Source organism: Streptomyces sp. NPDC051684 (assembly GCF_044453445.1).
GTDB lineage: Bacteria > Actinomycetota > Actinomycetes > Streptomycetales > Streptomycetaceae > Streptomyces.
Map to the genome: position 1 here is coordinate 30,289 of NZ_JBITCS010000019.1, position 13,530 is coordinate 43,818.

Annotated in this window: 19 protein-coding genes; 18 read left to right on the top strand and 1 reads right to left on the bottom strand. The window is 69.9% G+C overall.

Annotated elements, in window-relative coordinates:
* Positions 1-37: 37 nt before the first annotated feature.
* On the top strand, positions 38-1,273 hold the full coding sequence (locus ACIA8D_RS23005; protein ID WP_399234926.1) for a helix-turn-helix domain-containing protein: 1,236 nt from the start codon (positions 38-40) through the stop codon (positions 1,271-1,273).
* A 56-nt stretch (positions 1,274-1,329) separates the two neighbouring features.
* Entirely contained in the window at positions 1,330-1,833 is a 504-nt protein-coding gene (locus tag ACIA8D_RS23010) for a flavoprotein (protein ID WP_399234928.1), read from the top strand.
* Between the two features lie 216 nt (positions 1,834-2,049).
* On the opposite strand, the gene ACIA8D_RS23015 is transcribed toward ACIA8D_RS23010, so the two are convergent.
* Entirely contained in the window at positions 2,050-2,445 is a 396-nt protein-coding gene (locus tag ACIA8D_RS23015; RefSeq protein ID WP_399234930.1) for a GntR family transcriptional regulator, read from the bottom strand.
* Between the two features lie 441 nt (positions 2,446-2,886).
* Here ACIA8D_RS23015 and ACIA8D_RS23020 point away from each other — a divergent pair, with 441 nt between their 5' ends.
* The 16 genes from ACIA8D_RS23020 (at position 2,887) to ACIA8D_RS23095 (ending at position 13,305) form a co-directional block, all read left to right on the top strand.
* A complete protein-coding gene (locus ACIA8D_RS23020) occupies positions 2,887-3,270 on the top strand; it encodes an ATPase (RefSeq protein ID WP_399234932.1) in 384 nt (127 codons plus the stop codon).
* 50 nt (positions 3,271-3,320) lie between these two features.
* On the top strand, positions 3,321-3,719 hold the full coding sequence (locus ACIA8D_RS23025; protein WP_399234934.1) for a DUF3307 domain-containing protein: 399 nt from the start codon (positions 3,321-3,323) through the stop codon (positions 3,717-3,719).
* Positions 3,720-3,798: 79 nt separating this feature from the next.
* On the top strand, positions 3,799-4,572 hold the full coding sequence (locus ACIA8D_RS23030; RefSeq protein ID WP_399234936.1) for a DUF4097 family beta strand repeat-containing protein: 774 nt from the start codon (positions 3,799-3,801) through the stop codon (positions 4,570-4,572).
* Between the two features lie 97 nt (positions 4,573-4,669).
* On the top strand, positions 4,670-4,963 hold the full coding sequence (locus tag ACIA8D_RS23035; protein ID WP_399234938.1) for a hypothetical protein: 294 nt from the start codon (positions 4,670-4,672) through the stop codon (positions 4,961-4,963).
* The gene (locus ACIA8D_RS23040) at positions 4,960-5,946 is read left to right on the top strand and encodes a DUF2637 domain-containing protein (protein ID WP_399234939.1); all 987 of its coding nucleotides are present in this window, start codon (positions 4,960-4,962) and stop codon (positions 5,944-5,946) included. Before ACIA8D_RS23035 ends, ACIA8D_RS23040 begins: the two co-directional genes overlap by 4 nt.
* Positions 5,943-6,278 carry a hypothetical protein gene (locus ACIA8D_RS23045; protein WP_399234941.1) on the top strand — a complete coding sequence of 112 codons (336 nt, stop codon included), beginning with the start codon at positions 5,943-5,945 and terminating at the stop codon, positions 6,276-6,278. Before ACIA8D_RS23040 ends, ACIA8D_RS23045 begins: the two co-directional genes overlap by 4 nt.
* Positions 6,279-6,304: 26 nt before the next feature.
* A complete protein-coding gene (locus ACIA8D_RS23050; protein ID WP_399234942.1) occupies positions 6,305-6,610 on the top strand; it encodes a hypothetical protein in 306 nt (101 codons plus the stop codon).
* A gap of 106 nt (positions 6,611-6,716) precedes the next feature.
* Positions 6,717-8,936, top strand: coding sequence for a cell division protein FtsK (locus ACIA8D_RS23055; protein ID WP_399234943.1), 2,220 nt, complete (start codon positions 6,717-6,719; stop codon positions 8,934-8,936).
* A gap of 142 nt (positions 8,937-9,078) precedes the next feature.
* Positions 9,079-9,330: a hypothetical protein gene (locus tag ACIA8D_RS23060; RefSeq protein ID WP_399234945.1), complete on the top strand. Its 252-nt coding sequence runs from the start codon at positions 9,079-9,081 to the stop codon at positions 9,328-9,330.
* Between the two features lie 35 nt (positions 9,331-9,365).
* Positions 9,366-9,554, top strand: coding sequence for a hypothetical protein (locus ACIA8D_RS23065; protein ID WP_399234948.1), 189 nt, complete (start codon positions 9,366-9,368; stop codon positions 9,552-9,554).
* A gap of 14 nt (positions 9,555-9,568) precedes the next feature.
* Positions 9,569-9,769 (top strand): hypothetical protein, encoded by a 201-nt coding sequence (locus tag ACIA8D_RS23070; protein WP_399234949.1) that lies wholly within the window; start codon positions 9,569-9,571, stop codon positions 9,767-9,769.
* Complete coding sequence (locus ACIA8D_RS23075) at positions 9,766-10,023, top strand: hypothetical protein (protein ID WP_399234951.1); 258 nt, start codon at positions 9,766-9,768, stop codon at positions 10,021-10,023. The genes ACIA8D_RS23070 and ACIA8D_RS23075 overlap by 4 nt, the downstream gene beginning before the upstream one ends.
* A 12-nt stretch (positions 10,024-10,035) precedes the next feature.
* Complete coding sequence (locus ACIA8D_RS23080; RefSeq protein ID WP_399234952.1) at positions 10,036-10,365, top strand: MazG-like family protein; 330 nt, start codon at positions 10,036-10,038, stop codon at positions 10,363-10,365.
* Between the two features lie 3 nt (positions 10,366-10,368).
* Positions 10,369-10,866, top strand: coding sequence for a hypothetical protein (locus ACIA8D_RS23085; protein WP_399234954.1), 498 nt, complete (start codon positions 10,369-10,371; stop codon positions 10,864-10,866).
* 88 nt (positions 10,867-10,954) lie between these two features.
* Positions 10,955-11,869: a bifunctional DNA primase/polymerase gene (locus tag ACIA8D_RS23090; RefSeq protein ID WP_399234956.1), complete on the top strand. Its 915-nt coding sequence runs from the start codon at positions 10,955-10,957 to the stop codon at positions 11,867-11,869.
* Positions 11,870-11,910: 41 nt separating this feature from the next.
* A complete protein-coding gene (locus ACIA8D_RS23095) occupies positions 11,911-13,305 on the top strand; it encodes a phage/plasmid primase, P4 family (protein ID WP_399234957.1) in 1,395 nt (464 codons plus the stop codon).
* The last annotated feature ends 225 nt before the right edge of the window (positions 13,306-13,530 follow it).

Sequence of the window (13,530 nt, forward strand, 5' to 3'; positions counted from 1 at the left end):
AAACTGGCCCCTCACCACCAGTAGGAGGCAAGACGCAATGCGTGGTCTTGGAGATCACCTCAGCATCGGCGAGCGGATCGCGTTCTACCGCAGGCGTCGCGGCCACACACAGGAGGTCTTGGCCGGGCTTGTCGGCCGGAGCACCGACTGGTTGGCGAAGATTGAACGAGGGGGACGGAAGCCGCCCCGTGTCGACATGCTCGCCGAGCTGGCGCGCATCCTGCGCGTTCCCCTCGGGGACCTGCTCGGACAGACCGTGCTCATGGAAGACGAGCGGCAACAGGACGACGTACCTGCGGTGCGTGACGCCCTCATGAGCCCGCGCCGGCTGTCCCGCTTGCTCTTCGGTCCCGAGGCCGAGACCCAGCTTCCGACTCCCGCGCCGGTGACTGTGCGCGTGGAGCAGTCGTGGAATGACTACCAGGGCGGGCGGCTCGGCAGCGTCATCGCGGCTCTTCCGGGGCTGCTCCAGACTGCGCAGGAACTGGAGGAACGAGCGACACGTCGCGGTGAGGATCGGGGAGACTGCTGGGCCGTGTCTGCCCGCACTCACCACCTCGCCGCGACGACGCTCGCGAAAATCGGCGAATCCGACATCTCATGGCTGGCTGCTGAGCGCGCGATGCGAGCCGCTGACGAGTCGGATAACCCGCTCGTGCTCGCGTCGGCCGCGCGTTCCGGCACTCACGCCCTGCTCGCCAACGGCCGGTACGACGATGCCCTGGAGCTGGGCAACACTGCCGCTGCCTGGTTGTCGTCGCAGGTCACCCAGCACGATCCGGCAGCGCTGAGCTTGCTGGGCATGATTCACCTGCGTGCGGCCGTAGCGGCTGCTCGGCGTCCGGACCGCTCTACTGCGACGAGCCTGCTGGATCGGGCCGAGGAGCTCGCCGACGACCTCGGATCAGATGAGAACTACTGGCAGACCGGGTTCGGGCCCACGAATGTTGTGCTGCACCGTCTGTCCATCGAACTCGACCTGGACAACATCTCGTACGTCGTCGAGAACGGCGGAATCAACGTCGACCACATGCCGCAAGAGCGCAGTGTTTCGCACCGCATCGATTACGCGCGTGCGCTGTCGCTGGCCGGGCAGGGTGACAAATCCTTCGCTGAGCTGCGGACGGCTGAGCGCACGTCCCCGCAGCTCGTACGCAACAATCCCAGGGTGCGTGAGACGCTGCGGGACCTGATGAAGCAGGCTCCCGTTTCCGGTGGCTCGCGTTCATCCGAAGTGTTCGTCATGGCTCAACGATGCAGGGCGGTGCAGTGAGTTCAAGCAAGCGCGGGGTGCTCGGAGTCGTTGGATCGGCGGCCGGAGGCGTAGAGGTGCTGCGTACCGGCCTCGTAGAGCCTGCGATCGAGCGTGGGTGGCAGGTGGCCGTGACGCTCACGCCGACCGCCGGACAGTGGCTTCGGCTCAATGGTGAGGTGGAGCGCCTGGAAAAGGCCACCGGCTTGCCCGTCCGAGACGAACCGCGGCTCCCTGGCGAGGCCCGGCCACACCCGCAGGTGGACTGCTACGTCGTCGCCCCTGCGTCGGCCAACACGGTGGCCAAGCTCGCCCTGGGATTGATGGATAACCAGGCGCTGACGCAAGTTGGCGAGGCCATCGGCACGCTCTCTCTGCCGGTCGTCGTCTTCCCGCGCGTGAACGCGGCGCACGCTCGCCATCCGGCGTGGAAGCGCCACATCGAGGCCCTTCGGTCCGGTGGCGTGCGCGTCGTCGATGAGCCGGACGTGTGGCCGCTGTATGAGCCGAGGGAAGCGCCGGCGGGGCGGGACCTCCCGTGGGGTGCGGTGTTGGGAGCCGTGGACGCATGCACCAAATGACGGGTCGTCAACCCGCCTGACCTGCAAGGAAAGAGGACCCGGACACACTGTCCGGGTCCTCTTCCGTTCTGGACTACATGCTCATTGGCATGTCAGGCATCAACGAGCAGCGCGGCGAACTGCAAGGCATGTCACCTGCTGAATTCGCTTTGATCGAGGCGAGTTTGAGGGAGGCGCGCGCCACCGTGGAACGACTGGTGGAGCGTGCCGAAAAACTCACGGTGAGGGTGGAGTCTCACTACCGACGATCTGCTCAAGGCGGTCCAGTCGCTCACCGAGTACACGCAGGGCGTCATGGATCGTGCCGAGTTCAGTCGCCAAGGCGGTGAACGCGGGGCTGCTCCCAGGTTCGGTGCCGAGGGGTACAGACGGATCCCGGACGAACGTGCCGCGGCCCTGCTGGGTGAGCACAAGCCCTTCGTCCCGAAGCTGGCTGTACGCGCTCTGCACGGTCATGAGCTGAACGCGCAGGTCCTTGGCAAGCCCGCGGGCGGCCGGGAGCCGGTCACCGGGCTTGTACTCGCTGTCAGGGTCCGTGATCTTCGCGCGGTACTCGGCCGCGATCTCCTTGGCCGTCGGCGACTGCTTGGGCGCTTCGGGGCTCTCATTCATATCCCTGAGCGTAGCTGGACCTAGGTCAATCTCCGATTCCTTCGACGGGATCGCTTGACACTCAGATTGACATGGGTCAATCTGAGATCACGACGGAACGAGAGCTCGGAAACGGGCCCCACGGTCCGCCCGCAATCGCTTGACCTGCAAGAACGGGCGTGGAGTCTTCGGATTCGGCGCCAAGGGGCCCGGGACAGATCGGGCCGAGGTGCACCGGCGCCTTGTCATTCACCGGATGGCTTTAGACCGAAAGGTCACGTCTCCATACGCCTACAACGTGGTCATGCCTCGCTACCTGATACGGGCGCAGCACCCACGAAGGAGACACCGCACCACCTCAGCTTTCGCCGCTTCTCGCGGCGGCCGGCTGCCTCCGCTGCTCGTCTCGCACGAGCAGCGCCGAGGGGAGTCGGAACGCCCCTTCGCCCTCTGGGAGTCCACATGAGCGCTGCTGTTGAGATCGTCTCGTTCGGCTACCTGCACGACGAGCCGCCCGCCGCGCACATGACCATCGACCTGCGTCACCACTTCCGCGACCCGCACGTGTCGCCGGAGCTGCGCTACATGACCGCCGACGACGAGCCGGTACGCGTCGCGGTCCTCAACACCCCCGGCATCACGGACCTGGTGGAGGCCACCGCCTCCGCCGTCGCCGCGTTCGCCTCCGGCCCTAGCGCCGGAGTGGTCACGGTCGCCGACGGCTGCGCCGGAGGGCGCCACCGGGCCCCGACCTTCGCCCGCGCCCTCGCCGACCGCCTCACCGCCGCCGGGCACCAGGTGACGGTGCGCCACCGCGACATGGGCAAGGCCGTCGTCGCGCGATGACCCTGCGCCGTCTCTCGCCCCAACCCTTCACAGACCAGGGAGAAAGCTCCGTGTTCGCATCGCTGTTCGTCCTGCTCTACGTCGCTCACCTGCTGTCGGATTACCCGCTCCAGACGGACCACCAGGCCAAGCACAAGGCCGGGGCGGGCACCTGCGGATGGCGCGCCAACCTCTCCCACGCCCTCACCCACGTCGCTGCCACGGTGGCCGCGCTCGCCATCGGCGCCGCCGTCCTCGGTCTGCACCTGAACCTGATCGCGGTGGCGGCCGGCGTTCTCTGGATCGGCGCCACGCACGCGGTCATCGACCGGCGTTGGCCGGTGGCCCGCTGGATGGCGTTCGCCCGGCAAACCGGGTTCGCCCAGCACGGTGGCGCCGCCCACGTCGACCAGACCGCACACCTGACCGCCCTGGTCATCGCAGCACTGGCCATCACCGGGCTGTCCTGACCTTCGGAGCGGCCGTCGTCTCACCAACGCCTGCGGTCGTTCCGCTCTCTCCAGTCCCTCCGATTCAGGAGCCTTCGTCATGGCAGAGCGCCTCTTCGTCTCCCAGACCTCCGGCCCGATCGTGCTGGGCCTATCCCTGCCCACCGGCTCCGTTCGCGTGCAGGTCGACGACCGGCTGACCACGGCCCGCATCGAGCTGTACACCGACGACACCAGCGGCCCGGCGGCCGACGCGGTCAACCGCGCCGGCTCCGAGCAGAACGGGCAGGCACTCGCCATCGAGGTGCCCAAGCTGCCGGACAACGTGATGACGCAGTCCGTCCGCGGCGGCCGGATCGTGCAGAACATCGGCGTCATGAACTTCGGCACGATGACCGGCGTGACCACGGTCAACGGCCGGGTCGTCTCCGGCGGTTCGAGCGGCATGCAGACCGTGAGCCCGATCGAGGCCCGCGTCCACCTGCCCGCCCGTTCGTCCCTGGCCGTCGTCGGCACCTCCACAGACGCCGAGATCTTCGGCGCCATCGACCAGTTGGAGTTCCGCTCCGTCTCCGGCGACCTGACCGCCGACATCGCTGGGAGCCTGGTCGCCAACACGACCTCGGGTGACATCAGCGTCGGCCGCATCGCCGACCGGATCTCCGCCCGCACGGTCTCCGGTGACCTGAGCGTCGACCTGTACGAGGGACGCGACGCCGACCTGAACTCCACCTCCGGCGACATCGAGGTACAGGCCACCGGGGCGGCGACCGGCACCATCCGCGCCAACGCCACCTCCGGCGATGTCCGGGTCCGTGGTGGCCGTCACCTGCACGTCAGCGCGCACAGCCTCTCCGGCCGCGTCCGCGCCTGACGCCCTCTCGCTTCCGTACCTGCCGGGCGGGGTGCCGTCTCACCAGCGCCTGCCCCCGCTACGGCTTCCTCCAGTCCCTCCCATCAGGAGTTTCGCCATGAAGTCTTTCGTCGGTACCCACCAGGTCGTCTCGGCTGACGACTACATCGAACTCGCCCTCGGCACCCCGGTCGAACTGTGGCTCGGGGTGGAGGGCGAGAGCGCCGAGGAGCGCGCGGCCCGGCAGGATGCGGCGCGCGACATCCTCGCCGACAACCCGCACCTGGTCGACGACGCGACCCGCCTCGCCGCCGAACACATCGACGCGTACGTGCCGGAGCTGGGAAACGTCCTCCCGCTGACCCGGCTCGTCTCCCGCCGGCGCCGCACCGGTAAGGCGGTGGCCGCGTGACGAGCCCGGAGTCCATCGAGCGTCCGGCCGTTCCGCCTTTGACGCGCCCGGAGTTGGGCCTTGCCGGGGTCGGTGCCGTCGCGGCGGCCGGCGTCGGCTCGCTCGGCTTCCTCGCCTCGTTCGACGCCGTGTCGGCCGCCGCCCAAAGCTGGGGGTTCGAACCGTCGTGGATCGTGCCGTTCGGCATCGATCTGGCCATCCCCGTGTTCACCGTCGCCAACCTGCTGCTGATCCGGATGGACATGGCGTTGGCATGGGTGCGGTGCGTGCCCTGGCTGCTCACCCTGGTCACCTGCGGCCTGAACATCGCCGCCGGACACGGCATGTGGGCCAAGCTCGCACACGGCACGATGCCGCTGCTGTGGGTGGTCTTTTCCGAGATCGGCGCCCACATCTACGCCGTCCGCATCGGCGCCGTGACCGGCCGCCGCATGGACAAGATCCGGTGGACACGGTGGCTACTCGCCCCCTGGCCCACCTTCACCCTGTGGCGCCGCATGACGCTGTGGGAGATCACCTCCTACGCCGACGCGCTCGCCCGCGAGCGGGAACGGCAGTTGGCCCGCGCCGACCTGCGCGAGCAGCACGGCCGACAGTGGCGGTGGAAGACGCCACGGCGCGAACGCGTCCTGCTCAAACTGGGCGACCTCGCCCCCGGCGCCGAGCCGGTGACCGAGCAGCCCGAACCGCCCAAGCAGGACACAGCTCCGCCCGTGCCCCGGAAGAAGACTCCGGCCCCGCGTCGGCGTCCCGCCGCCAAGACGCCTGCCCGGCGCGGCCTGGACGACCTGCTCGCCGAGGCCCGCAAGCTGACCGGCTCCTGGGAGGACGCGGACATCAACGCCGAGGCACTGCGCAAGGAACTGCACTGCGGTGCCAAGCAAGCCCGACAAGTCCGCGACACGCTCGTCGCCGAGCGCGCGGAACGCCCGCTGCACGCCGTCGACACCGACGACGCGGCGGCAGAGGAGGTGGCAGCATGAAGACTGAACCGCTCGTAGGCACCGCCGTATTCACCCCGGTCATGCAGGGCGCCGGCTATCGCTGCCAGTGCACCGGCCAGTGCGGCAACCCGCACGCCAAGGGCGAGGGGCGCTGCCTGCACGAGCACGACGGCTACACCAGCAAGCACGGCCGCCGGGTCCGGCTCATCGCCGCCCCAGCCGACCCGCTCGCCTCCGCGGTCGCCGCAGCGGCGCTGCCCGCCGGCGAGTTGGTCGCGTGGTGCCCGGACTGCCACACCGCCGCCGCCCGCCGCGCGCGCCGCACGGCCGCCGCCCCGGCTGCCGAGGCGCCGGGCCTGTTCGACCTGTGACCCCCACCTGACCGAGGAGGTCAGCGATGCTCCGTCGACTGCTTCACCGCAGGCCCCGCGTGCCGATGGCACAGGGCCGGCAGTGGACCCACACCGAGGGCGAGCCGGGCGAGGTCCTGACGACCATCGGCCCGCTCCCCGCCGCCGAAGTGCAGTTCCTGGTACAGCGCCGAGTCGCCTACGGAGCCCGCGCGCACGTCCACCGCACCACCGACCGCGACGGCCGTTCGTGGGTCGTGGTCTGGGTCCGCGAGGGCGTCCACTCCGGTTTCCGGCAGGTCTCCCGCACGGCCGTTTTCGAGGTCCCTCCCGCCATGTGGCGCGACCTGTAGTCGACTCCGTCTCCCTCTCGTACGTGCGCAACGGGCCCGGCCGTCCACCTCTCACAGCGCCGACCGGGCCCGCCCTTTCACCCCTCCATTTCTGGAAGGAAGTCCAGTGAAGCACCCCGACGAGAACGAACTCTTCAACCGACTCGAAGCCGAGATGACCGCCGACTCCGACGCCGACTCGGGCGGCAACGTGGTCGACCTCGACAAGGCCCGCACGGCCCGATCCGAGTCGACCGAACCGGCCGCCGACTCCACCCCCGACCCGTCGCCCGACTCCGACGACACCGAGTCGGCCGACTCGGGTACGCGCGTGATGGTCGACCGCCCGACCAAGGAGTCCGGACCGGGCTACCTCGGTCGGCTGATGAACGCCCGCCGCCGCGAGGTCATCCCGATCTGGCTGCGGTCGACGACAGAGCTGAAGACGGCCACCGCGTGGGTGGGCCGCCACTACCTGCACTCGGCTGGCTACCACTCCCTGCGCGCCCCGGTCTACGCCCTGCGCCTCGGCCTTCAGGCCCCGACCGGGACCGCGAAGTTCGTCGGCTCCACCCTTCGGTGGATGGCCGACCGTGAGGCCGACCCGGTGCGCCGCGCGGTCATCGAGAAGGAAGACGCGGCGATGTACCTGCGCCTGGCGCACAAACGCGACGCGCGAGTACGGCTGCGGACCCTGATCACGGTGCTGAGCATGTTCGTCGGGCTCGGCACAGCGCTGGCGATGTACGTCCTCGCCCCGACCTGGCTGACCGCCGTGTCGGTGTCGGCCGTGGTGATGGCGCTGGGCTACAACGGCCGGCGGGCCGACGACCCGGTCATCCACAGGGCTGTGGAACTGCCGACCACGACCAAGCTCACCAGCGACATCGTGCTGCGCGCGCTCGGCTCGCTGGGCATCCCGCCCATCAACCAGGCGCAGGCCAAGGGCGGGCCCGGCTTCGAGTTCACCGCCCCGATCACCCGCGACGGCCCCGGCTGGCGCGCCGAGGGCAACCTGCCCTTCGGCGTTACGGTCACGGACATCATCGAGAAGCGCGAACGGCTCGCCTCGGGTCTGCGTCGCCCGCTCGGGTGTGTGTGGCCGGAGGCGGTGCCGGAGGAGCACACCGGGCACCTGGTGCTGTGGGTTGGCGATCAGGACATGTCCCGCGCCAAGCAGCCTGCTTGGCCGCTGGCCAAGTCCGGGACGGTCGACCTGTTCAAGCCGGTCGCCTACGGCACTGACCAGCGCGGACGCTGGACCGAACTGACCCTGATGTACATCGCGGGGATCATCGGCGCCATCCCCCGCATGGGCAAGACGTTCCTTCTCCGTCTCCTGCTGTTGATCGCGGCGCTGGATCAGCGGGCGGAGCTGCACACGTACGACATGAAGGGCACCGGCGACCTCGATCCGGTCGGCAACGCCGTCTCCCACCGCCACGCGGCGGGAGACGACGACGAAGCCATCCTCTACGTGCTGCACGATGCCCGCGCGGTCCGTGAGGAGCTGCGTCGCCGCACCAAGGCGATCCGGTCCCTGCCGCGCGACATCTGCCCGGAGTCCAAGGTGACCAGCGAACTCGCCTCCAAGCCCTCGCTCGGGCTGCACCCGATCATCTTCGGCGTGGACGAGTGCCAGGTCCTCTTTGAACACCCGGAGCACGGCAAGGAGTTCGAGGAGATCTTCACCGACATGGTCAAGCGTGGTCCCGCGACCGGGATCGTGGTGCTGCTCGCGACGCAGCGCCCGGACGCGAAGGCGCTGCCCACCGGCATCTCCGCGAACGCGTCGCTGCGGCTGTGCCTGAAGGTCATGGGCCAGCTGGAGAACGACATGGTGCTGGGCACCTCCGCCTACAAGCGCGGCGTGCGGGCGACCATGTTCGCCTGGGCCGACAAGGGCATTCACTACCTGGTCGGCGAGGGCTCGGACGCCCGCATCGTGCGCTCCGTGTTCGTCGACGCCCCCGGCGCCGAGCGCATCGCCGCCCGTGCCCGCGCCGCCCGAGAGAAGGCCGGACTGCTCTCCGGCTACGCGCTCGGGGAGGAGCCGGAGATGGTGGCGAGCGCGTACGACCTGCTCGGCGACATCCTCGCCGTGGTCCCCGCCAAGGAGGCCAAGGTCTGGTCGGAGACGGTCGTGGCGCGGCTCGCGGAGCTGCGCCCGGAGGTCTACGACGGCTGGGAGCCCGACGGGCTCACGGCTGCGCTCAAGCCGCACGGCATCACCACCATCCAGGTGGGCCGCCGCGTGGACGGCAAGGTCGTCAACCGGCGCGGCATCGACCGCTCCCACATCGTCGCCGCGATTGCGGAGCGTGACGGAAAGCGGGACGCGAGCTGACCGTTTGGGGCCGCTAGCGCTAGCGGCAACCCCCGCTAACGTTAGCGGCCCCGCTAGCGCCCCAAACCTGCTCTGATCAGGCCGCTAGCGGATAGCGGCCCACCTGCGAGAACCCCTGGAAACCGCCTGGGAGGGCCCTGTCATGAGTGCCACCCTGCTCGCTATCGCCTTCATAGCCGTCATCACGTTGTGTTACATCGCGGCGTGTGCGGCGGTCCCGTTCCGTGACTGCCCGCGCTGCGACGGCATGGGCCACGACATCAAGACCGACCGCAAGGGCCGCATGAAGCGCGGCAAGGACTGCCGTCACTGCAAGGCCACCGGCAAGCGCATCCGCCTCGGACGCCACCTCTACAACCTCTGGCTCGGCATCCACCGCGACGGCACCCGCTGACACCGCGCCCTCAACACCTCGAAAGGAGCCCCGACATGGCGCTGACCGTCTCGCTGGTCGCCCTGTTCGGCCTGGTCCTGTTCCTCCTGCTCCGCAGTCACACGCTCGGCTACGGCAGCGCGTTCGTCGCCGCCGGCTTCGGCTTCTTCCTCGCCTCCACCGGCGCGGCCGGACCCATCAACCAACTCACCACCGCCGTCATCGACGCGTTCCAGCAGCTGTGAGGAGGACGCCCGCCATGTCCCAGCACCCGACCCTGATGGCCGCCGGCGAACTGCGCGCCGCGCTTGAAGCGCACGCCCGCGGCGACGTACCCGCCACCGTGGCCGCGCTCATGAGCATCGACGCCGCGTCGTGGACCGCGATCCGCGACCGGCTCGCCGTCCTCGGGGGCACCCTGCCCGAGCTCCTGGCCACCGTCGAGCGGGAGCGGTCATGAACGCCGAACTCCTCGCCGCCGCCGCGCTCGCCACCCCGGGGGCCCTGTTCGCCGCGATCACGTTCGCCGGCCACGCCCGCGCCCGCCGCGCCGACGACGCGCTCACCGCCGCCCTGACGGCCACCACGGCGCCGAGCAGGCCGGGCGGGGCCCGGCGAGCCGCACTCCGCGCCGCAGACCGAGGACAGCGAGCACGGCGCGGCCGTCATCGCCTTCCCCCAGCACCGAACCCGCACCACCCCGAACACCGTTGAGGAGAACACTGCATGAGCGCCGCCCTGTGGCCCGTCGTGGCCCGCATCACCGTTTCCCTGGACGCTGCCAACGGCCGCGACGAACACGAACTCGCGATGCGCCTGCTCAAGGTCAGCGAGGAAGCCGGAGAGGTCGCCGCCGCCTACATCGGCGCCACCGGCCAGAACCCCCGCAAGGGCACCACCCACACCCGCGGCGACGTCATGCAGGAACTCGCCGACGTCATCATCGCCGCGGCCGTCGCCCTGCACTCGCTCACCGATCACGCGCCGTCCGTCCTGGACGCCAAGCTCCACGCCGCCGCTCGGCGCCTCGCCATCCCCAACCCGAAAGGCAAGTAAGCCATGTTCGAGATCCGCGTCATCTGCGACGACGTCGACGCCGACCGCATCCACCGCACCATGACCGCAGCCTTCAAGGCGACCGAACCGGGCTGCCGGACCCGCACCAGGGACGGCCAACGGGTGCGCCTGTACTTCGAGGCCGACCACCTGCCCTCGCCATGGCCGAACCCCGAAGAGGCGTACGCCCACTCCCCCAGCACCCTCCGCGAGATCGGGTGGACCTGCGAGCGGGCCCGCAGCTACGTCCACAGCACCGAGGTGGACCGTGAGTTCTGGCTCCGCAAGGCCGCGCTCCTGGACCGCATCGCGCTCGCCGACGAGATCAACGACGCCGACGAGATGGCCGTGGAGGCCGCGCGGCGTCTGCGCGCCATCGACTGCGAGTACGAGGGCCTGGCAGGTGATCCGGACCGCGAGAGCGCCGAGGACCTGCGCGGCTACGTCCGCCAGGAGTACGCCCACTGGGCCCGCGCCACCCGTACCGACGCCGGGTCCTAGATACGCCCGGGGCGGGGTGCCGTCTCACCACAAGCCTGCACCCCGCCCCGGATCTCCAGTCCCTCCAAGAGAACAGGAGACCCCCAGCATGACCCATCCGACCCCGCTGCAGCGAGACCACATCGAGTCTCCCCGGCCCGCCCTGCTGTGCACCGCGCTCGCGCTCGCCGCCAAGGGCGTGCCGGTGCTGCCGCTGCGCGTGGGCAAGGTCCCGTTCGGCAACTGCCCCGACTGCGCGCACAACGCGTGCGGCGGGCGCCCCCATATGAAGACGCCCGGCTCCTGCCAGTGCCCCGCACCATGCCACGGCTGGGCCGCCGCCACCGCTGCCCCGGACACGCTCACTTCTCCAGTCTGGTCGACCTCATGGCGCGAGGCGGGGGCGGTGGCCTATCACCCTGCCGGTGTCGGTCTCACGGTCGTCGACCTGGACGACGCGGCCGCCATCGCATGGGCCCGGCTGTACTTGCCCGCCACCCGCACCATCACCACGACGCGCGGCGAGCACTGGCTCTACCTCGGGACGATGCCCTCGGCCAACGCCGTGCGGCCTGGCGTCGACATCAAATCCCGCATGGCCTACGCCCGTTGGCTCGGGCCCGGCACCGGCACCATGACCGGTCTTCCGGACGCCGTACGCGCCCTGCCTGTCCGGGAGGAAGAGGCCACCCCGCCCGGGTCGGTGGCCTCTTCCCACAGCGCTTCGGCCGTGTGGGAACGGTCGGTAGCTACCGGGTGCCGCCACACCGAGGGCTACGTCCGCACCGGTGTGGAACGCGGTCTGGCCCTGATCGGCGAGCACCCCGAATCGGGCGCCGGTACCCAGGCGTTCTCCGTCGCCTGCTTCCTCGCCCGGCAGCACGCGCAGTGCCCCGGACCGTGCGGACTGGACGCGCTCGCTGAGCAGGTCGTGAACGCGGCCGTGGCGGTCGGCGTGCCGGAGCCGTACGCGCGCCGCGCCGTCGTCAACGGCCTGAATCTCCACGCTTCCGCCGCCGCATGAACCGCCCGCACCACACCCCCCACGGAAGGGAGGGGCCCCGCATGAACGCCGAGGAACTGCCTGCGCCCTCCAACCCCATGGCCGTCGCCCGCCGCATCCTGCCGGACTGGCAGAACGAGGACGGACAGATGGTGTGCCGGCGCTGGCGCGGCTCATGGATGCAGTGGAGCCGCACGCACTGGCGCGAGATCGACGAGGAGCAGATCCGCAAGGGCATGTACGAACGCCTGGAACACGCGGTCTTCCTCGTACCCGGCAAGGGCGACCAGATGGAGCCGCGCGAGTGGGCCCCAACGAAGCCGAAGATCAGCAACCTGTTGGACGCACTCGGCTCCATCACCCTGCTCCCCGCGGATGTCGACGCTCCCGCCTGGCTGGAGCGCGAGGGCGAGGACACCAACGGTTGGGGCCCCATCGTGGCGTGCACCAACGGCCTGTTGCGCATCCGCGACCGGGAACTACTGCCCCACACCCCGGACTTCTTCAACCACGTCTCCGTCCCGTTCGCCTACGACCCGGAGGCCACCGCACCGGAGTGGCACCGCTTCCTCGCCGACATCTGGCCCGATGCCCCGGACGCCATCGCCGCGCTTCAGGAGTGGTTCGGCTACGTCCTGTCCGGCCGCACCGACCAGCAAAAGATCCTTCTCATGGTCGGCCCGTCCCGCTCCGGCAAGGGCACCATCGCCCGCGTCATGAAGGAGCTGGTCGGCAAGAACAACCTCGCCGGGCCCACCCTCGCCGGACTGGGCACCAACTTCGGCCTGTCCACGCTCGTCGGCAAACCGCTGGCGGTCATCTCGGACGCTCGCCTGTCCGGCAACGACAACAGTCAGGTCGTGGAGCGGCTGCTGACCATCTCCGGCGAGGACACCATCGACATCGACCGCAAGTACCGCGACGTGTGGACCGGGAAGCTGCCCACGCGGCTGATGATGCTGTCCAACGAGCTGCCGCACTTCGGCGACTCCTCCGGCGTCATCGCCCGCCGCTTCATCGTCCTCAACTTCACCCGCTCCTGGCTCGGCCAGGAAGACCCCACCCTCCTGGACCGGCTCGTCGCCGAGATGCCCGGCATCTTCAACTGGGCCCTGGACGGCCTCGCCCGTCTCCAGCGCACCCGCCGGATCACCGAGCCGGCCGCCAGCCGCGATGCGGTCACCACCATGCAGGACACCGCGTCCCCGACGACCGCGTTCATCCGTGAACGCTGCTCCACCGGACCGGCCTGCACGATCCCCGTCGACAACCTGTGGGCGATCTGGCGCGAGTGGGCCGAGGACAACGGCGTGAAGCCCGGCAGCAAACAGGTCTTCGGCCGCGATCTCCAATCCGCCATCCCTCAACTGGCCGTCAGCCGGCCCCGTGAGGGCGAGACCCGCGTACGCATCTACACCGGCATCACGGTCCGGCCCTTGCCCGGCGCGGCCGACTGAAGTAGCGACCGCAATCCCCAGAACCGCGGACCACCGCGGACCACGCCCCCTGACCTGCACCTTTCCCCGACCCCGATCGCGGACCATCTCGGACCACGCCTCCAAGAGTGGTCCGCGATGGTCCGCACAACACCCCCTACAAAACCGCAGGTCAAACAGGGTGGTCCGCGATGGTCCGCGGTCCACAGCATTGCGGCGCCAGTTTTCCCCGCCACTCCCGACGCT

Bases quoted from the DNA above. Each gene is read 5' to 3' on its own strand.
- ACIA8D_RS23005 (WP_399234926.1), top strand. From the start codon at position 38: ATGCGTGGTCTTGGAGATCACCTCAGCATCGGCGAGCGGATCGCGTTC.
- ACIA8D_RS23015 (WP_399234930.1), bottom strand. From the start codon at position 2,445: ATGAATGAGAGCCCCGAAGCGCCCAAGCAGTCGCCGACGGCCAAGGAG.
- ACIA8D_RS23020 (WP_399234932.1), top strand. From the start codon at position 2,887: ATGAGCGCTGCTGTTGAGATCGTCTCGTTCGGCTACCTGCACGACGAG.
- ACIA8D_RS23030 (WP_399234936.1), top strand. From the start codon at position 3,799: ATGGCAGAGCGCCTCTTCGTCTCCCAGACCTCCGGCCCGATCGTGCTG.
- ACIA8D_RS23035 (WP_399234938.1), top strand. From the start codon at position 4,670: ATGAAGTCTTTCGTCGGTACCCACCAGGTCGTCTCGGCTGACGACTAC.
- ACIA8D_RS23045 (WP_399234941.1), top strand. From the start codon at position 5,943: ATGAAGACTGAACCGCTCGTAGGCACCGCCGTATTCACCCCGGTCATG.
- ACIA8D_RS23050 (WP_399234942.1), top strand. From the start codon at position 6,305: ATGCTCCGTCGACTGCTTCACCGCAGGCCCCGCGTGCCGATGGCACAG.
- ACIA8D_RS23060 (WP_399234945.1), top strand. From the start codon at position 9,079: ATGAGTGCCACCCTGCTCGCTATCGCCTTCATAGCCGTCATCACGTTG.
- ACIA8D_RS23065 (WP_399234948.1), top strand. From the start codon at position 9,366: ATGGCGCTGACCGTCTCGCTGGTCGCCCTGTTCGGCCTGGTCCTGTTC.
- ACIA8D_RS23070 (WP_399234949.1), top strand. From the start codon at position 9,569: ATGTCCCAGCACCCGACCCTGATGGCCGCCGGCGAACTGCGCGCCGCG.
- ACIA8D_RS23075 (WP_399234951.1), top strand. From the start codon at position 9,766: ATGAACGCCGAACTCCTCGCCGCCGCCGCGCTCGCCACCCCGGGGGCC.
- ACIA8D_RS23080 (WP_399234952.1), top strand. From the start codon at position 10,036: ATGAGCGCCGCCCTGTGGCCCGTCGTGGCCCGCATCACCGTTTCCCTG.
- ACIA8D_RS23085 (WP_399234954.1), top strand. From the start codon at position 10,369: ATGTTCGAGATCCGCGTCATCTGCGACGACGTCGACGCCGACCGCATC.
- ACIA8D_RS23090 (WP_399234956.1), top strand. From the start codon at position 10,955: ATGACCCATCCGACCCCGCTGCAGCGAGACCACATCGAGTCTCCCCGG.
- ACIA8D_RS23095 (WP_399234957.1), top strand. From the start codon at position 11,911: ATGAACGCCGAGGAACTGCCTGCGCCCTCCAACCCCATGGCCGTCGCC.